Raw genomic sequence first — 19,632 nt, 5'->3', positions numbered from 1 at the left:
CCTCGACGAGTTCGGCGAATATTTAGGAGGGTTTCTTCCAGTCGCGGATCTTACGCGGTCGGTCGTTGATCTCAGCAGCCACCATGGCGAGGTATTTCGGGGTCTGAGGTGATCGGAACGCCTTCCGGGAAGTACTCGCGCAGGATCCGGTTGGCGTTCTCGTTACTGCCCCGCTGCCACGCTGAGTGCGGGCGGGCGAAGTACACCGGTAACCCGGCGGCGGTGATCCTCGCATGCCCGGCCATCTCCGCCCCGCAGTCCCAGGTCAACGACTTGGCCAGCTGCGGTGGGAGGGTTCCGGCGGCGGCGATGACCGCGTCCCCGACGGTCAACGTGTCCCGGCCGGTCAGCGGGACCGGGACCACGAACCGGGAGGCAGTTCGACCAGGTAGCGGGTACCCCGACACCAGGCTCCTGTTCCCGGTCGACGAGCGCGCGCTAGACGCCGCCGACCCGTGGTCGCTGGCCCGCCTGAGTAGGTCAACCACCTTGGCGTACGTCGGGAACCAGTACGACCGTGACGCCATGTTTGGGCAGTTCTTCGCCCCCGCCGCTGCGGCCGTCCCCCACGTCGTCGCCGGGAAATGGACCGACACCAGCGCATGGCCTGAAATCACTTTCTCCGGTCGGGTCCCGTTCGCTGACGTCGAGAGGATCTACCGCACCAGCCTGGCCACCGTCCTGCTGCTGCCCGACCCGTTACGCCGCCTCCGGGCAGATAACCCAGCGGCTGTTCGAGGCGGTCCTGGCCGGCTGCATCCCGATCACTCCCGCCGTCATCAGATCCGCCACCCAATTCGCCCCGGCCAGCGTCCACACCGCCGACGGTACCGACGTGATCCGTCTGTGCACCTGGCTGGCCGACATCGCCGGCACCCGGCTTCATGCCGAGTTGATCGCCTGCTGTCTGAAACGTCTCGACCTGTTCCGCCTATCCCGGCAACTGCAGGTGCTGAACCGACTGCTGCATAGCGAGTGGCGACATGCCGGCACCTGACCATCTGCTTATCAACGTTTCGCCTACCGTGGAGGGCCATGGAACGCATCGCCATCATCGGCTGCGGTGGCAGCGGCAAGTCCACCATCGCCAAGCGACTCGGCCGTGCCTTGAACCTGCCCATCACACACCTGGACGCGGTCTACTACGACGAGAACTGGCAGCCGCTGCCCCAGGACCAGTTCGCCGCGAGGCAGGAAAAGCTCGTAGCCGCGGAACGCTGGCTGATCGAGGGCAACCACGCCTCGACGCTGCCCATCCGGTTGGCCGCCGCCGACACGGTGATCTTCCTCGACCTGCCGGCCATGACGTGTCTATGGGGCATCGTCCAACGGCGATTGCGCTATCGCGGTGGCCAGCATCATCAAGACGGCGTCTTCGACCGGATCACCTGGAGCTTCGTGCGCTACATCATCGGCTACCGCAAGCAGATGCGACCGAAGGTCACCGCCCTCACCCAGCAGCACGCCCCACACGCCAGACTGTTGACCTTTACCAGCAGGCAGCAAGCCAACAAGTTCGTGACGGAAGTCACGACTGGGGCCTGACCGCCGCTGTCGATCTGCACCTGTTCGTGGCACAGATTTGCCATGAACGGCACCTGTTCCGCTTCCACGACCGCCGTCATCTGGCCGTCTATCTCGCCACCACTCCCCGCCACCAGTTCGGCGGTGCCAGCGTCGACCAGATCGCCCGGCGGCTGCGCCGACGGCAATCCGACCAGTCGGTGACGATGAACTCCACCGTCTCCTACCTGATCGGGGTGAGGCGGTGACCATCTTTGTCAAACGCTACGCCACCCCCGCCACACTGCGGGCCGCACAGACCCATCACGCATGGCTCGTCGGACTCAACGCCGACGTCCGGCTCCCCAGACTGCTCGACCGGTTCAGCGACGGGCTGGCATTCGAAGCCATGCCTGGCGACATACCGGGACCGGTACGGATGCCGATCGTCGCAGCGGCCATCGGCCGGCTGCACACCGCAGCGGCACCACGCCTCCGCGACTCACGGCTGGACCGACCACACGATGTCGGGGCTTGCGAACTGGCCGACTTCATCCACACACGTCGTCACCGACTCCACGACACCGCCCGCACACACCACATCCCGATCACCGCCGTCGACCGGGTCCTCGAAGCCGCCAGCACTCTGCCCGCATCGCTGTACAAGGACAGCAACCTTCGCAACTTCCTCATCACCGACACCGACGGGGTTGCCATCGTCGACTTCGACGACCTCACCCTCGCCCCCTACGGCTACGACCTGGCCAAACTCGTCGTCTCCATGGCCATGACCCACGGCCCGCTCGACACCAACGTCATCGCTATGGCGCTGGACGCCTACAACTCTGCCCTCGGCCAGGTCCGCTGTACCCCCGAGGACCTGGCGATCTGGGCCGAGTTGAACTGGCTGCTCACCACGCCCTACACCGGCCGAAACGGCTACCACCAACACTGGCCTTCCCTGCGCCCGTGGCCCCACCCCCTCACCCGGAGACTCTGATGACGATCCGCACTGTTGCCACCCTCATCCGACACGCAGAAGCCGCCTGCAACGCCGCCGCCATCGTCGGCGGCGAGAAAGGCTGCACCGGCCTGACCAGCCTCGGCCACCGGCAAGCAAACGCCGTCGCCGGCCGGATCAGCGCCGAACACCACATCGAGCCCTACGACATGCTGGTCTGCTCACCCCGACTCCGCGTACGCCAGACCACCGAACCGATCTCCACCGCCACCGGCCTGCCGTACACCGTCATCAACGACCTGCGTGGCCCCGACCACGGCGACGCCGACGCGCAACCCTGGGCGCAGATCAAGGAAACATTTGGCGGATCCATGCAGCACCAGCCCGACAAACCCATCGCCCCGGGTGGCGACTCCTGGAACAGCTACCTCGATCGGGCGACCGCCGCCCTGGACCGCATCCTCACCGAACACGAAGGCAACCGCATACTGATCATCGGACACAGTGAGACCATCGAAGCCGCTCATAACTTGCTGCTCGGCCTCCCCCGCGGCTCCAGCACTCGCGTCTGGATCCACAGCAACCACACCGCCATTGCGCGCTGGCGCCTCCAGGTCAACCGGCGCGGCCGTGCCACCTGGCTCCTCGACACCCACAACGACACTCAGCACCTCGCCGAGCTGCCATGACCAGCCGCCCGGCACTCCTGCACGCCGCCCGTAGGCTCCTGGGCGCATTCACCGTCGCCACCTGGCACGACGGCCACAACAACACAATGCTCTTACGTGCACACACCGACGGTGGTGACGTGATCGTCAAGATTCACCGGGATCGCCAGCGTCACGACCGCGAGGTCCACGCCTACCGCGCATGGGTCCCCGCCCTCGGCGACCGCGCCCCGCAGCTCATCGCCGTGAACGACGAGCTACTGGCGATTGCCATCACCAGCATGCCGGGACGGCCCGTCGCAGAACTGACATTGTCCCAAGCCGACGAGCAGAACACCTTCGCCCAGGCCGGCGCGATCCTGCGCGACCTACACGCCGCAGCGCCCACCGTTTACAACCCGCGGTTCTGTCAATACCTGGCCGAGCGCGGCACCTACTGGCTGCAACGGGTCCCCACGCCAATCGACCCGACACATCTGGCAGAGCTAAGCCACAAACTGGACACACTCGCCCAACTCGACCTGGCGATTCTGACCCCATGCCACCTGGACTTCATGCCTCGTAACCTCATCCGCGACGAACAGGGCACCGTACGCGTCATCGACTTCGAGCATGCCCGCCACGATCTGCCCACGCGCGACCTCGTCCGAATGGCAACCCGCATCTGGCACGACCGCCCCGATCTGCGGCAGGCGTTCACGGGCACCTACGGCCTATTGACTGAACTCGACGAGATCGTCATCGACAGCTGCGCCGTTATCGACGCCGCGAGCCTGGCCGCCACCTCGGCCGCCACAGGCGTGGCCCCTGTCCACCACCGCTACAGCGCCACCGGCTCAACCCCCTTGTCGCAAGGTATTCCACGTCAAACTGGCAGGTAGACGCTCGACCCGCCATGCCCCGGCGCGGGCGCATCATCTCCATCGACAACGCAAAAGCCATGCACGCCGTGGGGCGGCGCACCCACACCGACCCCCGCATCACCTGGATCCTCGCCAACGCCGAAGACGTCGCCACCGCAGTGACCGGACCGGTCGACGCGGTTTTGTGCAACGCAGCCATCTGGAAGACCGACACCACCACGACGTTTGCTGCGATCAAACGAATCCTATGACCAGGCGGCCGATTCGTTTTCAACATCGGTGGCGGCTTCGCAGGCCTCACAGCTTCCTCAAGTGCGGCCGGTTCCTAATCGAAATCAGGTTACCGTGTGCGTCACAGGGTGGCGGGTTCGTGGGCGTGACGATGCTGGCACCCTGTGACGTGTACAAATCGGCACGTGTCGGGCGATCTCTTCTGCAGTGCTTTCGGGCCAGCGGGACGCCACTGGATCGACCTAATTAGTATCCAATAGAGATACCGCACATCATTCACCGACAGGTCTGGGACAGGAAACCCATGTCAGTGCGCCAGCCCATCGACCCGGCGTGGTGGAACGCCGATTACATCGACGGCCTTGCCATGCGTGACGCGCTGGCCCAGCGTAACATCAAAGCCGTCTTCAACTTCCTGCACCGCCGGGGGTGGAGTTGGGGCGCTATCGCTCAGGCCACCGACATTGGCGAACAGCGTGTCCGTGAGATCGCCAGTGGCAAGCGCCGCGTTGAGAACTATGACGTGTATGTACGCGTTGCGGTTGGGCTGAACATCCCACGCGACTATCTCAGCATGGGACTACGGACAGGCGATCAAACAGGCGCCGTCGCCGGAGGGCTCGTCGCGGCCACGGCGGTGCCCGCCGCGCTGACCACCACATTGCGCAACGCGCTGGAAGTCTCCCGCCCGGCCGAGGTCAAAGACAACAACCCACCCGACGTGCACCGTTTCGAGGAACTGGTTATGCGGGCGTGGACTGACCGCCGCTACACCGGCCACCGCGACACCAACCTTGTCCTGGTCGCCGGGTTCGCCGGCTCCGGAAAAACCGAGTTCGCCAAATTCCTCAACTCCGTTACCGGCTGGGCGCTACTCGACAAGGACGTGCTAACCCGCCCCCTCGTGGAGACCATGCTGACCACGCTCAACGGCGACCCCAACGACCGGCACTCCGAGATCTACCGCACTCAAGTGCGGCCTGTTGAGTATCGATGCCTGGCTAACGCCACCTTCGCTAACATCGACAACAGGACGTCGACCATCGTCACAGCCCCGTTCCTTGCCGAAGTCGTGGACCCGCAGTGGCTTCGCCGTCTCATGCACCGCTGCGCCGCCGCAAACGCACACCTGGAAATCGTGTGGGTCGGCGCGGACACCGACACCATGTACACCTACCTGCAAAGACGCGACGCCGCCCGCGACACGTGGAAACTTAACCACTGGGACGACTACCTGACACAAATCGATATCAGCATGCGGCCTCAGATACCACACTTTTACGTCGACAACTCCCTCAACGGCGCCGTCCAGCTCATCGACGAAGCGCGGCGGGTATCAGAATGGATCGTCCAATGACCATGACCCCATCGGCGGTCATCCTCTACGGGCCACCCGCCTCCGGTAAAGACACCATCACACAGGCGCTCGAGCAGCTCGATCCCCGCTATGCGCCTTACCAGCGCTTGAAGATCGGCAGCGGCAACGCCCGAGGCTATCGGCTGGCCAGCCCAGACGAGCTTGCGCGCCTCCACGGCCATGGGCACGTTGTGTACCGAAACGAACGCTACGGAAACCTCTACGTCGTTGACCAGCCGCACCTATCCGCGATACTCAAATCCGAGCAGACGCCAGTCCTGCATCTCGGCCAAATCGCAGGCATACGCGCCGTTACCGCCTATCCGGCCCGCTGGATCACCATCCTTCTCTGGTGCTCCCGCGAGACGACAGCCGTACGCGCCGTAGCGCGGGGGCTCTGCCGACATCGACGCACGCCTCACTGCATGGGACGAGACAGCTGAAGACCTCAAACATGCCAACGCGTCCGATTTTCTAGCCCGGCTAAGCACGGACAAGATAGCGCCCGAGCAAGCCGCCAAAACGATTGACGCACTGGTCACCGCCGACAACATCGCCAGAGGAGTACAACCGTCAATGACGGGAACCTTCGACGTCGTGGTACCAACCCTTACCCTGCCGGGCAGCAACGGCGCCATCCACCACGAAAACACCCGCCGCTACGTGGGTCGATTACTTCATCCTGTCTGGCTCCACCACCTGCGGCCAAGCCCTCACCCCTAGCCAGCGTGCCGCCATACTCGATCTCTGGCTCGATGTCACCGAACCCCAGCGCATCCTCGCCTGCTGCTGGCAACCGCAAGACATCGACAACGCGGCCGAACGTGGCATCGCGCCGATCGTCACCATGCGTAACCTCGACAGCTTGAACGCAGCCCTCGCGTTCCTGCGTGAGCTACCTGTCGGGGCATACGTCTACAGCCATCCCATGTTCGGCGGCAGCGTCTTCGATGCGAGTTCGGCGGCCTGGGGACGGGCCTCATCGAGGGCCGCCTGCCGGCGGCGACGCTCTTCGACCGCCTGCCGCTTTATCAACACCGATGGCGACAGATGGGCAGACGGCGTGTCGGTGATCTTCGATTACAAGGGGGCTCGGGAAGCAGCGCGCCGTGTGCGAGTGCCGCGTCGGCTCGTGAGCTCCGTCGACACGCGTGCCGACTCCGGCTGGAGGGTCACCGTCGCTGGCGAGGGGTAGGTGATCGGCCAGACTCCGGACTGACTCAGGCGGGCGGGTGTCGGCGAGCATGCGGACTCCGTGTTCGTCGTCACAAAGTGCTCCAGAGAATGCTCAGCTTTCGGTCAAAGCCACCTATTTCGACGCGCTCTCAGGTGGGGCGTATCCGAGTGGGACGGTCGGGTCGTGTGGACGGTGGGAACCGTTACGGCAGGTGGCGGGCCTGGTGAGGCCGGACCAGCGCTGTCCCGCGCCGTGCCGCGCCGAGGGCGTGCCGAGGCCGTCGATCGTTGGGGTTGACTCGCTTGACAGCGGCAGCCTGGTCGAGAGGTACTGGACACACGTTCCCCGTACGGCGGGCTTGTTCGCTGGGCCGACTGGTCGATGGGTGGGCGCTCGTCAGGGCGCTTCTTCTTCGTTGCGGCCTGGTGCGGTGGTCCGGTCGACGGGGTGCCGACCGAGTGACAGGAGGACCGCGATGAAGGATCTTCTCCCGGCGGGTTGAGCCGACGCCCGTCTGGCCGCAACACGGTGTGCTGAGCGGCCGGAGCGGGAGTGCCCCTGTCCCAGAACGGTTGCTCCGGTTGCCGGAAGCGGGTGTGAGGCCCGCCGGTTCGGATCGCCGTTGATGTCCATCTTCGTGTACACGATCGTGCTGGTCACGGTCGTGGCGATGACTGCTGCCCTGATCCGTCGCGTGTCCTCCGGTGCGCCCGGCGGCGTGTTCGTTGACACCTCCACAGTGAGCATTCCCGCCAGCCGTCCTCGCGCGGCCCCGCCCTGCCGGGCGTGACCCTGCCGGGCGTGACCCGGCTGGGTGCCGGCTGCCCGCCGCACGCCTCGATCTGGCCGTGCGGTGGGTGCGGCCGGCGACCTCACCACGGCGTCGTGACTGTCGGCGCCGTCGAGACCTTCAATCAAGGAGTTGTGTTGTTCTCCGACTGCTTCCCCTCGCCGCTTCGGCTCCTTGCCGGCGGCAGTGACAGATCCCAACTTGACCTCGGTTCGGGCGTCCGTGTTGACGTCCGGGTTGGGGTCAGTCTTCAGCCGGACCCCCGAACTGACCCCCGACTATCGCTTACAACGCAGGTCACGACCTCTGTCAGCACCTGCCACGTGTCCTGCGAGAGACCCTGCATGGTCTCGGGTCTCTCCCCAGGGACCCGCATCCGCATCACGAAATCCGATAGGAGCGTGAGATCCGGTGGATGATCCGGTCCTTCGCGTTCAGTCCCAGCTGACCGATCGGGATCGGATTCTGCTGGGCTGGCTCTTCGACCACGGGGTGTTGACCTCGTTCCAGATCGCCCATGCCCTGTTCCCGTCGCTGGATTTCTGCCAACGCCGGCTGCGTACCCTGTACCGGTTGCGGCTGGTGGCCCGGTTCCGGCCGCAGCGCGCCGACGGTGGCTCTTATCCCTACCACTACGTGATCGACCAGCTCGGCGCGGAGGTTGTCACCGTCGACCGGCAGGAGCGGCCACCTCGGCGTGACCATGCCCGCGTCGAGCGGCGGCGGTGGACATCCAGCCGCACGCTGGCGCACCGCCTCGGGGTGAACGGCTTCTTCACCGAACTGGCCGGTTACGCCCGCACCCACCCGGACGCGGGGTTGGTCGAGTGGCTGCCGGAGGCCGCCTGCGCCCGCGCTGGCGCCTTCACCACACGCGCGGACTCGGGACTGGTGCGCGCCTACCAGCCGCGGGTGCGTCCGGACGGCTACGGCCGGTGGGCCGAAGACGGTGCCAGGGTGCCGTTCTTCGTCGAGTACGACACCGGTCGCGAGCCACTGTCGGTGCTGGTCGGCAAGCTGGCCGGCTACGGGGAGTTGTTCGCCACGATCGGGCGGGCGTGGCCGGTGCTGTTCTGGCTGCACTCCGCTGCCCGGGAGACCAACCTGCGCCGCCTGCTCGCCGACCTGCCCCCGTCGTTGTTGCCGGTGGCCACCGGTGCCCGCGACCACGCCACCGGGGCCGGGTTGTGCCCGGCCGAGGCAGTGTGGGCCGCCGCCGGTAGGGGAGGGCCCCGGCACCGCCTGGCCGATCTCGCTCGCTACGTCGTCGACGGCCGAGACTACCCGGGCGAGGTCGTATGACATCCCGTATCGAGCGGGCAGCCGCGCACGGTACCTCGACAGTGGCCGGGACCGGAACCCCCGGCCACTGTCACGGGTCTGTCAGCATCCGGTACACGACGGCTGACAGACCCGTGACAGACCGGCACCGTTCCCAGGACACAGGGACACGGGTATCGCCCCGCCCCTGCGCGGTCCGGTCCGCGATCGGAGGCCCGCCGGTCCGCCGCCCAGTTACGGACCGGACCGTCCGGACTGCCCGCCCGCCTACCCAGTACACACCACACGGCGGCCGGATTACCCTCGCGGACCGGGCGGGGGAGGTGGTCCGCCACGACGCCATCGGCAGATGACCTGGCTCCTGGTACGCGCCACAGCCGGGCCGAGGGCGGCGTCCAGATCGTGATCATGCTCGCCATCGGCGGCGCAGCCGGGGCGGCCAGCTTCACCCACGTCCACAACGTCGCCGCCGCTCACGGCCAACCCGGATGGCTGGCCTGGGCCGACGCCATCGTGCTGGAACTGATGTCCATCGCCGCCGGCCTGGAACTACGCCGCGGCAAACGCGCCCACGCCCCGACAGCATTCCCGGCGAGTGTGCTGGTCTGCGCGGTCACGCTGTCCCTGGCCGCGCAGGTCGTCGAGGCCGAGTCGTCACCGATCGGCTGGATCGCCGCAGCCGTACCCGCGCTCGGCTTCCTCGTCATGGTCAAGATCGCCCTCGGCTACACCACCACCAGGTCCGGGACCGGCTGGACCGATGTCACCCCGTCCACCACCCAACCGGTGGACCCCGCCGCTGTCCAACTTGCGGGGCCGTCCATCGACAGCACCGCCCTGCCGACCGTCCCGGACAGCGAGGTCCCGTCGCCCGTGCCCGTCGCGGACCGGTCCGCCTCCGCGTGGACCGTCCACCACGAGGCCGGTGACGAGCACCGTCCTGGTGGACCGGACCGCCACCATCCCAGCGGACCGGTCCACCGGCGCCGCACCTCACGGCGTGGACCGTCCGCTGGCCGCACGAACGGATCCGACGAACTCCTCCCGGCGGCACGACGTGCCCGCGACCAACTCGCCGCCCAGGAACAGCCACTGACCCGCGCGGCGCTCGCCGCAGCGCTGCGCACCGCCGGGCACACCGTGTCCAACACCAGGGCATCACACCTGCTGAAAACCCTCAGAGACGAACAGCCCCCGGCAGCCCGGTCACCGCAGCAGGACCAGGAAGCCCGGGACCTCGCGGCCGACACCCAGCCCGTTACGACATACGCCACCGTCGAGCCTGACACCTCGCCCGCACGACGGGTACCCCACTTACCGCAAGGAGAACCGACGCCATGAGCACCAACGCCGACTCGACACACCACGCACCGCCGAACACCCCACGACCACCTGCGGCTGGGGTGTGGACCGCCGAGCAGATCCGTGCGCTCGGCGCGGCCACCACCCTGCCCACCGCCGCAGCCGTACTCGGTATCAGCCGATCCCAGGCCTACCGCCTGGCCGCCACCGACGCCTTTCCCACACCGCTGATCCGCGCCGGTACCCGCATCATCGTCCCGGTCGCCGGCCTCCTGCGACTCCTCCTCCTCGACCAGCCCACGAACCCGAACCCCGACGACGGCAGCCGGCGACTTGATCCCATCGCCGTGCCGAGCGTGGATGCAACGACCCCGCCACCAGCGGACTACACCCACCACCGCTGGCGGCACCACGTCGAGCACCCAGGAGACGATGAGTGAAGGGCTCCACGTTCAAGCGCTGCGGCTGCCGCGACAGCGTCACGGGTCGGCGACTGGGACGATCCTGTCCCCAGCTTCGCCGGCCCGGCGGCGGCTGGTCCCGCAACCACGGCCAATGGCACTGGCAGATCGAAATCCCCGCCCGCGCCGGCGGCACCCGCCGCACACTCCGCCACGGCCCCTACCCCACCCAAACCGACGCCGACACCATCCTCGACCGCATCCGCGCTGCCCTGGCCGTCCCCGACCCCACCGACCTGCACGCCACCGTCAAGACCGGCGACCTCATCGAAACCGCCGTCAAGACCGGCGCGCCCGTCCCCAGCCCGGACCAGGTCCGGCGCGCGCTGCACCTGGACATCACCCCCACCGAACTGCCCACCATGCAGGCGTACCTGACCGACTGGCTCGCTGGACGCAAGAACATCAAGGCAGGCACTCTGCGCTCCTACGAAGGGCACATCCGCCTGTACCTGATTCCGCACCTCGGGCACCTGCGCATCGACCGGCTCCGGCCCGGCCATATCGACGCCATGTACGACGCCATCGCCGAACGCAACGCCACCATCGCGACCCTGCGCGCCAGCCGCGACCCCGCGAAACGCGACCAGGTCAAGAACCAGCGGATCGTCGGCAACCGGACCCTGCACGTCATCCACGCCACCCTGCGCAAAGCCCTCAACGACGCGATGCGCCGCCACCGCTACATCGACATCAACCCCGCCCTCCTGGTCGAGCTACCCGCCGCCCGAGCACCAAAGCCCACCATCTGGACCGACCAACGCATCCGTACCTGGCGTGACACCGGCAAGACCCCCAGCCCTGTCATGATCTGGACCCCCGAACACACCGGTCGGTTCCTCGACCACACTCACGACGCAGGTGACCGGCTCTACGCCCTCTACCACCTCATCACCTTCACCGGCCTACGCCGAGGCGAAGCCTGCGGCCTGCACTGGGACGACCTCGACCTCGACGCCGCCACCCTCACCGTCCGCTGGCAACTCGTCCAACAAGGCTGGGCCACCGCCATCGACACCCCCAAGACCACCGACAGCGAAGCCACCATCGCCCTCGACACCGAAACCGTCGCTGTCCTCCGCGCCCACCGAACCCGGCAACACCGCGAACGCCTCGCGACCGGCACCGCGTGGACCAAGACCGGGCTGGTCTTCACCACCCCCACCGGCGGACGACTCCACCCCGCCGATGTCACCGACCACTTCCACCACCTCGCCACCCAAGCCGGCCTACCACCCATCCGGCTTCACGATCTTCGCCACGGTGCCGCCACCATGGGCCTCGCAGCCGGCGTCCAGATGAAAGTCATCTCCAACCGACTCCGCCACTCCAGCCCACACTTCACCGCCAAGTTCTACGGCGACGTCCTCCCCGAGCTTTCCCACGCCGCAGCCGAAGCAACCGCATCCGTCGTTCCGCGACGGCGTGGCACGACAAGACCGGCGTAGCCCGGAAGCTGCCCACCCGCCGTCAGCAGCGACGGCCAGCCGGCGCCTCGCTGGCTGGCCGCCGACTGCAGAGTCTCTGGCAGGTTTGGCTGCCGCAGCGGCCTACGTCGCGCCTGCGCGGCCCGTTACTGCCTCGCAGCGGCAGCATGATCCGCGCCAGCACGTGGGCCTCACGCTCGGGCGGCAGAGCTGGCACGTTCACCTGAGAGAAGACCCGCTGATGCTGCTACTGAGCGTGCCGGTCCTGGCCTTCGAGAAGGATGGGCTGGCGCACGACAAGTCGGACACCTCAACCCTGATCGGCGCTAGTTACGGCTGTCTTCGTATCGCCGCCATGTTGCGTGACGCGCGGCCGGCAGCGGATCTTGACTGCCCCCTTGCTGAAGGTCTCATCGGTAGCCCTGCTCGACCAGATGTACGCCTCGCCGGGCCGTAGGTGCGCCATCTTGTCGGCGGTAAGGCCGGTTAGGGCCGCGTTGGCCTTCTGAATGTGCTTGAGCCAGGCCGGTGAGTTGAACTTGTGCAGAATGATCTGGCTCGACAACTCGATCAACGACACAGGCACGGACGGTGGATCCTGGCTGGCAACCATGATGCTCGTGCCCTTGTGCCGCATCTCCCGTACCACCTCGACGAGACCGGCCACCAGGTCAGGGCTCTCGATGTATTTGTGAGCCTCGTCGAAGACGACCAGCTTGTTGAACGCCTTGCCGCCGTGCTTAGCGTCGGCGAACAGCTGAAGGAGAACTACGAAGAGTCCCAGGGCTTCGTCCTTCTCGATGAACTCGTCCCGGAGGTCGACGATAACGAGCCGACCGGGGCGGATGAGGTTACTCAGGCGGGTGCTGTCGTCGATGTACTCGGCGGCGAGGTCGAGGCGGGATCCTGCCATGGCCTTGAGGTGGTCCGGAAGTGGTGCGTTGTCGATTCCTTCACGTATGCCTTCGAGCGTGAGGTCGTGGCGCAGGCCCTTCATGACACGGTTGACTTGGCGCATGTAGGTGGCTTGGTTGCCGACCGCTCCCATGAGGAACCGCCAGTGGCTTGCCTGGAGTTCGGCTGCCGCGAACTTCAGCGGGCGGACTTCAATTCCCGGATACTCCGTGCGGCGCTCGTCGAGCTTGTCGGCCGGCACGAGTAGGAGGACGTCGCTGAGAGCCCGGGGTTGTGCACCATACCGTTCCCGAAGGGCGTCGATCTGGGCCTCGTCAGTGTTCGCCGCGATCATCGTGGTGAACTCGGGCTTGTAGTCCATGGTGGGGCTGTAATGGAAGATCACTGTCGCCAGTGGATGCGGCAGCCGGTTCAGGTTCGGAATCGGCAACGAGGCCATTTCCGCGATGGTGCCGAGTGTGTAGGACTTTCCGCCGCCCTGGACCCCGAAGAGGCTGATTGTGTGCGTCTGGTTCAGATCAAGGGCGACCTTGCGCCCCGACATCTCGCCGAGGATGCCGTACTGCGGCGAGGGGCTTGTTGCTCCGATCAGCACGTCGTAGCCGGGCTGCCCAGGCTCGAAGTCGCCGGCTGCGGCCCCGGCCGCAGACGGTGTCGGCACGTCCTCGTCGTCGGGTGACTTGGGGGTTTCCGACTCCGCCAGCACCGGCTTTTCTGGCCACGTAGAGGCGGCCGACCCATCCGTCACCGCGTCGATCTGCATTGGTTGCGAGCCATCAGGTCGCGTGTCCCCAGGAAGATCGACTAATGTCTGCCCGTCTTCGGCGAGTTCAGCGTCGTCTCGCTGACGAGCATCCTGGGGCAAGCTCAGATCATCGTCGCCGAGGGTACGCCTGGCAGCGAGGTCCTCCCATGAGACGGTGCGGTCACGCGGTGGGCTGAGGAATGCGGCGCTGTCCAAGGTCGGGACGGAGGGCGCCCGCTCGCGGCGCCGTGCGATGTCGGCGATGCTCCGAGCCGCCGTAGACTCGGCCCTTTCCTCGCCGCGTGCCGGATCCGGTTCTTCCTCCTCGGCCATGGGCTCGGGCGCGGCGGCGTCGATGAGCTGTTGGATGAGGTTGGCGCCGACGCGGTGGTACTCAATGCCCGCATCCAGCTCGGCTGGCTCGGTACCGGGCTTGTCGAAGTCGAAGATGAGGGCCGCACGAGCGAAGTCGAGCCGGTATCCGTCTTCTAAAGTTCGGAGAAGGAAGTGGGCCTCCTCCGCGGCGTCGCCGGTCATCGCCCCGTAGCGGACCGAACGGTTGAGGTAGAACTCCAGCAGGGTGCTGAGTTCGCGCGTCTTCATGAGCCTGTCGGGCCGATCCACCAGTGAGCGGTGCGGGTCGAAGTGGTAGCCGATTACCTCTTCGCTCTGCGCGATCTGCTCTGCGATGTCGCTCTTGAGCTGGTTGTAGGCGCCGAGGTCGCCCACTTGGTTGTAGCACTTTACCTCGACCAGTCGGCAGGTGATCGTTCGCGCGCGGGCGTCGAGGTCGAACAGGGCGAGGTCGGTTCGCCGGAAGCTGACCTCGTCGCCGAGTTCGTCAGAGTTCCTCTTGATCGCACGGTACAGATCGAGGTGTGCGTCGAGTGGCACGACGACCTGGTTGGCGAACACACCCTGGTGCTCTAGGAACAGGCGGGACAGGGCGAGCCCAAGCGCTTCTGCGCGCTGTGTCGGGGAGGAGATCAGCTTGAGAGCTAGGCGGCCCGAGAGCGAACGCAACTGGTTGAGGAGCGCGACTGCATGCGCCGAATCGGCCTTGAGGTGGTACTGATCCAGCACCGGCTTGAGGATCGCTTCGAGTTCTGCCACCGATCGGGAGGTGATGACCAGGCGGTGGCCCTGCCCGGTCGTCTCCGGGCTGTGATCGATCAGGTAGTCCGGCCGGTCGCTGAGCCCGCCGTGGTCGAAGAACTCGATACCCATGTTGCGGTCGAGCGTTAGAACCCAGTCGCTCACCTCGTGCACCTGATGGAGAATGCTGCGGTCTTCGGCGTCCAGTGCGAGTGTGATGACCGGCCGCAGGGCCAGTTCTGTTTCTCCCGTCGAGACAGTAGCCGTCGCGGTGGACACCAGACCGGGCAGCGTTGACAGGAGGTCGGTGAGTTCCTCCGCGCCGTCGATGGGCACTGCCTGGCCGTGTCGAGGCTGTCGGGCCCAGGCGACCGTCGCTTCGTCGTCGCGGTACTCGACGTGAAATTCCTGAACAAGTCCGTGGACCGGGGAGACCGACTCCTTGATCGAGGCCCTGGCCACGCCGACCTCCTCGGCGGGGAAGAGGTCGAACAGAATCGACAGGTGCGCGGGGTGGTCGTTGGGTGAGCGCCGGAAGTCGGCGGTGGGCCTCACGGCGAGAGCCAGCTTCGGACGCAGATGCGTCTCGGTCGGCGCCGCGAAGGCGTCCGCCTCGCGTGCCGTGACGCTGGGTGTCGGAGACAACAACTCGCCGAGGGCCTCCCCGAGGCCCGGTGCATCGGCGTCCGGAGCGAATAGTCGGATGTCGTACCGGATGTCGGCGATCGCTGGCTGCCGCTGAAGTTCGAGCAGCATGTCGGCGAGGAGGCCCGCGCGTCCGGGGTTGAACGCGTTGATCATCAATGTTCGTACGTAGGGGTGCTGAACGAGATACCGCTGGACACGGGAGGCGAGGTAGGCACCATTGATCGACGTGCCGGCGGTAGCCGGCTCGGGCAGACCGAGAGCGTCGCACACGTCGCCGACGAGGCTGCGCGGGTCCTGTTCGTGGGGTGGCGCGTACAGGGTCCAGAACGGGTGAAGGTTGTCGACTGCCGCGAGAAGGCGACCGTTGGCCATCGGCAGCACGGGCGGGAAGCCGATCGGCGCCAGACCGCGCAGCAACGCTTCCCGTGTCGGGACCGCAAACTCGCGGGGGGCCCGCTTCGCCCGTTGTAGCCATATCTGCGTGAGCTGTGCCCAGACAGCGAGCCAGAGGGCTCGAAGCGGATGGGTGGGGGCGACCAGAGCGGCTTCCCTCCGTCGACCACGATGATTGCGGATCGCCAGCGTCACGGTGTCGACAGCCAGTACCCGCCGCAGGTCGGCCAGCGCGTGCTGCGCGGCGTCCGTCGTCGCCGTCTCAGCCCGCTTCAGCAGACCTTGGATAAGCAGCCGGTAGGCGTCAGCGTACTCAGAAATAAGGGGGCGAAGCGCACGGACGTCTGCGGCCTGCGTCACCAGTTCCGTCGCTCCTGCCCGGACCGCCTGGAAATACGCCTCGCGTGCGGCCAGGAACCGCGAGGTGGCCTCGCCCTGGGGCCAACGGGAGGTCTCGCCGCTGGCTTGGCCGGCGCTGCCGAGAGCGATCGGGATACGCCAGTTGATCGGGCCCGCCGGCGCGGCGAGAATACGCTGTTCCAGTGCCTTAAGTTGTCGACTCACCGGCACGTTCATTGTGCCGTCGCGTCCAAAGTCGACCTCTAGCATTTCGCTGCCCACGCTCCGCGCTCCGGGTGCGCGCTCGGTCCAGTTCACGGAGGTCACCGCGACGGCCTCCGGGTCCCGGCCGTCGATCAGGGCGGTGAACTGCAGCCGGGTTCGCGCGTGGACCAGACCAACCTCGCGTTGGCGTGCTCGCTGGGGCGGTTCGATGTCCACGTCGCCATCAGGGAGCACGTAGAACAGGTCGCTCTCGTTCGGTTGCTGGGAGGGGTCATCATCGTCGGCCGCCCACAAGATCGGGCTCCCTGCGGTGTCCACGAGCGGGATGAAATCGCCTACTTCGGTCCTGGCGAGGACACGGATGAAGTGCCAGCCTTCCTCCCAACCGACGGTGTTGATCCTGGTGAAGCTGACAGTTGCGTCGGGTCGCTTCGAGGTCCACGCCTTCTTAGTGCGTACCAGGCCGATGGGTCCCTGTTCCTGGGAGATGACCTGAAGGAAAAAGCTCGCAAGCCCAGGCACAGTGCTGGGCTGCGGGTCAACCCGGAAGGCCACATTAAACTTCTGCAGCCCTTTGCTGCCGAGCGCCAGAACCCGTTGACCGATCAACTGACTCAGCCTCGGATCGGTCTCGCCTTCCTCGATTATGGGCAGGCTCGCCGTCACCTCGCTGATACAGATCGAGTCCGGCGGTTCGCTGCTGCTGTCGAACTCCCACCGGTTGAAAGCGAGGCTCCAGTGATTGCGGTCAATGACTATGCGGCGGGTCCACGTCCGGGGATCCTCGAGGCCGGCCTCTGTGAAGAAGTCGCCGAGCCGGTTACGCATGTCGCTGCTGGTAAGTCCCAGGTCCAAGACCCGACCGCGCTCTGACTTCGCCGACCAGGTAAGTTTTTCCACACATTCGCGATTACGGCTGATTCGAAGTGGCGCCCTGTCAGGCATGGCGAGCAGCTCAAAGTCGGGCACGAGAGCGAGTTCGTACAAGGCCGCGCCGATCGCCTCTGGGTCGTTGTCGTTGGCCTTAGCGGTCAGCAGGAACCGGACGACGGCGACGGGGTCGGCGAATCCCCAGGGGCTGTCGCCGTCGGTGATCCGCCGCAGTGCCTCCGCGAGGTCTCCCCGTATGTCGGGCGGCATCTCGTCCAGGAGCTTCTGGCGCAACTCGCCGTACACATCGCCGAGCTGCACCTGCTCGAACGTTGCGACACCGAATGAGTCCTCGGCGGCGGCTCGCACGTCGTTCGGAATGAACGCCAGAAGCGGAGGCCGCAGGGTGCCGTCCGGCAGCGGGTTGCGCAGCTCGACCAGCTTGGTGCTGCTGACCGTCAGGTCGCGCGGAAGGCTGCCGTCACCACCGCCGAGCATGACGATCTCCGTGCCGGGCACCTCGGCGCGGAGTCGCCCGCACAGTCGTGCCATGAGGTCGGTGTCGAGATCGGTGATTCGCATGCAGTGGCCCGGCCCCCGCGAGCTGAGCAGGCGGCGCAGCCGGGGCAGCAACACGCTCTCCAGTTCGGCGGCGATGGCCTGGGGGTCGATTTCCTGAAGTCCCTGGGTCATGCCACACCTCCGGTGGTCGGAATCTTGGGTGTGACACCAGTGATGTCGATGCGGTACCGAGGGGTGACCGTCTGGGTGACGTAGGCGTCGGAAAGGTCGCGGTAAAAGCCGACCTCACGCAGGCGTGATCTGAAGGCGGCGAGGTTGCCGCGCAGGGCCTGCTGATCGGTGATCGATGCACTGCCGAACCCGTCGCCGGGCGGCAACCGGTCGATGTGGAGCCCATACCGCTCACGCAGAAAGGCGAGCAGTTCGTCGATCCGTAGCTCGCCGGTGTGGTACCCGTGGACGCCCCCGGGTCGTAGAACGGCGATCTGGAGCAGCACTTCGAGTAGACGGCTGTCCAGGATGAACCGACGTGCTGAGTTCTTCGCCCGGGGCTGCGTGATCAGCGCACCCGGCCGGTTCTTTAGCAGCAGCGAGTCCAGGCACTCCGTGAGGTATTGACGGTGGAAGCGACCCCGAACCGCGACCAGCATCTCGATGTAGGCGTCGAATTCGCCCAGTCCCATCGCGCGTACAGCCGTTAGCTCGGGATCAAGATCCCCATCTGTCGCCCCGCCGGTGTCCTCGACAGAGATCGCGCGCTGGCCGAAGTACTTCTCCCGCTCAGCCTCGCGATCCGGCCCGAGTAGAGCCAGCACTTGGCCGACGGAGAAGTCGCCGCTCGGTGGCCTGGGGAGCTTGCTACTCCGAGCGAGGTACGTGGCGAACTCGTCCAGTTTGCGGGTCGCGAAGTATGCCTTGACGAATGCGGGGATCCGCCGGTAATGCAGGTCGGCGCTGCGCTCGGCAAGGTACGACATGGGCGTCCCGGGCTGGGCGGCCACGTCGACGAGCAGCCCGATTTGGTACTGACAGTCGCCGTGCGGACTCTTGGGGTTCTTCGCGGCCACGGGGCATGCACCGCAGGTCGGGTCGCCGCCCCTGCGGCGCACCAGAGCGGGCAGCAGTTTGAGCAGGCGCAGGTGATAGAGGGCCAGGTGAAAGGAGAACAATACCTTCAGGTAGTCCACCATCACCGACCGCGGGATAAAGCGCTCGTAACACAGGAGTCGAGTCACATCGTCGGCGAGGAGGTCCGCCGCACCGACACAGAGGGGCGGAAAGCTTCCCCGATCCTCCCGGGTGTCCGCGGTGTCCTCGACCTGATCGAGCAGGCGCAGCAACGCCTGCGTCTCGACGTCCAGCGTCACAGCGCTGTCCGGAAGGCCGGTGACTCTGTCGTGCCCGTGGAAGAAGAAGGTCTCCAGGTGTTCGAGCGCCCTCTGCCCGGCCCCGTCACGGGCGTGGTAGAGCATCTCGTAGAGGTGTTGCGCGGCACCATAGTCACGCGAGTGTTTGGGATTGCGGAACCGGTACGTATACCCGTGAAGCGGCCTCGGCGCGGCGATGGCTTGCGAGGACTTCCCGCGGTTGACCACGTCCATCAGGTGCGTCTCGACCCAGCGTTCGAGAATGTCCCGGTGCTCCGCGAAGCCGGTGAACCACTCCGGATGAGTGAGGAACTCGTCGACGAAGGCTTCGGTGGTGAGCTGGATGGACCGACGCAGGCGACTCGGGTATCCCTTGTGCGCCAGCCGAGCGAAGAACGCGGTCAGCACCCGGTCCATCTCAATCTGCTTAAAGTCCAAATAGCTGATTTTGGTGAGACGGAACTCGCGGTCGCGCTTGGACAGCGGCATCAG

The 19,632-nt window shown here is 66.3% G+C and carries 16 protein-coding genes and 1 pseudogene; 14 read left to right on the top strand and 3 right to left on the bottom strand.

What is annotated here, in order from left to right; translation table 11 throughout:
• Positions 1-22: 22 nt before the first annotated feature.
• A pseudogene (locus tag FHR38_RS07275) lies at positions 23-374 on the bottom strand (IS30 family transposase); the annotation flags it as partial.
• 461 nt (positions 375-835) lie between these two features.
• Between FHR38_RS07275 and FHR38_RS07270 the strand changes: the two are divergent.
• The 14 genes from FHR38_RS07270 (at position 836) to FHR38_RS07205 (ending at position 12,042) form a co-directional block, all read left to right on the top strand.
• Positions 836-997, top strand: coding sequence for a hypothetical protein (locus FHR38_RS07270; protein ID WP_184533950.1), 162 nt, complete (start codon positions 836-838; stop codon positions 995-997).
• Between the two features lie 38 nt (positions 998-1,035).
• On the top strand, positions 1,036-1,545 hold the full coding sequence (locus FHR38_RS07265) for a P-loop NTPase family protein (RefSeq protein WP_184533949.1): 510 nt from the start codon (positions 1,036-1,038) through the stop codon (positions 1,543-1,545).
• 26 nt (positions 1,546-1,571) lie between these two features.
• Positions 1,572-1,772, top strand: a complete 201-nt coding sequence (locus FHR38_RS07260) for a hypothetical protein (RefSeq protein WP_184533948.1) — start codon at positions 1,572-1,574, stop codon at positions 1,770-1,772.
• Positions 1,769-2,503 (top strand): phosphotransferase, encoded by a 735-nt coding sequence (locus FHR38_RS07255; protein ID WP_312881934.1) that lies wholly within the window; start codon positions 1,769-1,771, stop codon positions 2,501-2,503. The genes FHR38_RS07260 and FHR38_RS07255 overlap by 4 nt, the downstream gene beginning before the upstream one ends.
• Entirely contained in the window at positions 2,503-3,153 is a 651-nt protein-coding gene (locus FHR38_RS07250) for a histidine phosphatase family protein (RefSeq protein ID WP_184533947.1), read from the top strand. The genes FHR38_RS07255 and FHR38_RS07250 overlap by 1 nt, the downstream gene beginning before the upstream one ends.
• Complete coding sequence (locus tag FHR38_RS07245) at positions 3,150-4,013, top strand: aminoglycoside phosphotransferase family protein (protein WP_184533945.1); 864 nt, start codon at positions 3,150-3,152, stop codon at positions 4,011-4,013. The genes FHR38_RS07250 and FHR38_RS07245 overlap by 4 nt, the downstream gene beginning before the upstream one ends.
• 14 nt (positions 4,014-4,027) lie before the next feature.
• Positions 4,028-4,246 carry a methyltransferase domain-containing protein gene (locus tag FHR38_RS07240; protein WP_184533943.1) on the top strand — a complete coding sequence of 73 codons (219 nt, stop codon included), beginning with the start codon at positions 4,028-4,030 and terminating at the stop codon, positions 4,244-4,246.
• A 290-nt stretch (positions 4,247-4,536) separates the two neighbouring features.
• Positions 4,537-5,583, top strand: a complete 1,047-nt coding sequence (locus FHR38_RS33160; RefSeq protein ID WP_221448940.1) for an AAA family ATPase — start codon at positions 4,537-4,539, stop codon at positions 5,581-5,583.
• Positions 5,580-6,026 (top strand): guanylate kinase, encoded by a 447-nt coding sequence (locus FHR38_RS07230; RefSeq protein WP_184533941.1) that lies wholly within the window; start codon positions 5,580-5,582, stop codon positions 6,024-6,026. The genes FHR38_RS33160 and FHR38_RS07230 overlap by 4 nt, the downstream gene beginning before the upstream one ends.
• A 1,359-nt stretch (positions 6,027-7,385) precedes the next feature.
• Positions 7,386-7,550, top strand: a complete 165-nt coding sequence (locus FHR38_RS07225; protein ID WP_184533939.1) for a hypothetical protein — start codon at positions 7,386-7,388, stop codon at positions 7,548-7,550.
• Between the two features lie 411 nt (positions 7,551-7,961).
• Positions 7,962-8,852: a replication-relaxation family protein gene (locus FHR38_RS07220; RefSeq protein WP_184533937.1), complete on the top strand. Its 891-nt coding sequence runs from the start codon at positions 7,962-7,964 to the stop codon at positions 8,850-8,852.
• Positions 8,853-9,239: 387 nt separating this feature from the next.
• Positions 9,240-10,172 carry a DUF2637 domain-containing protein gene (locus FHR38_RS07215; RefSeq protein WP_184539347.1) on the top strand — a complete coding sequence of 311 codons (933 nt, stop codon included), beginning with the start codon at positions 9,240-9,242 and terminating at the stop codon, positions 10,170-10,172.
• Positions 10,169-10,573, top strand: coding sequence for a hypothetical protein (locus FHR38_RS07210; protein ID WP_184533935.1), 405 nt, complete (start codon positions 10,169-10,171; stop codon positions 10,571-10,573). Before FHR38_RS07215 ends, FHR38_RS07210 begins: the two co-directional genes overlap by 4 nt.
• Positions 10,570-12,042: a tyrosine-type recombinase/integrase gene (locus FHR38_RS07205; protein ID WP_184533933.1), complete on the top strand. Its 1,473-nt coding sequence runs from the start codon at positions 10,570-10,572 to the stop codon at positions 12,040-12,042. The genes FHR38_RS07210 and FHR38_RS07205 overlap by 4 nt, the downstream gene beginning before the upstream one ends.
• A 289-nt stretch (positions 12,043-12,331) precedes the next feature.
• Here the strand turns inward: FHR38_RS07205 and mads8 are convergent, their stop codons facing one another.
• Entirely contained in the window at positions 12,332-17,944 is a 5,613-nt protein-coding gene (gene mads8 / locus FHR38_RS07200; protein WP_184533930.1) for a methylation-associated defense system ATP-binding protein MAD8, read from the bottom strand.
• Positions 17,941-19,629, bottom strand: coding sequence for a methylation-associated defense system protein MAD7 (mads7, locus tag FHR38_RS07195; protein ID WP_184533928.1), 1,689 nt, complete (start codon positions 19,627-19,629; stop codon positions 17,941-17,943). Before mads7 ends, mads8 begins: the two co-directional genes overlap by 4 nt.
• Between the last annotated feature and the right edge of the window lie 3 nt (positions 19,630-19,632).

The organism is Micromonospora polyrhachis (assembly GCF_014203835.1).
Lineage (GTDB): Bacteria > Actinomycetota > Actinomycetes > Mycobacteriales > Micromonosporaceae > Micromonospora_H > Micromonospora_H polyrhachis.
This window is presented reverse-complemented; position numbering and strand designations above follow the sequence as displayed.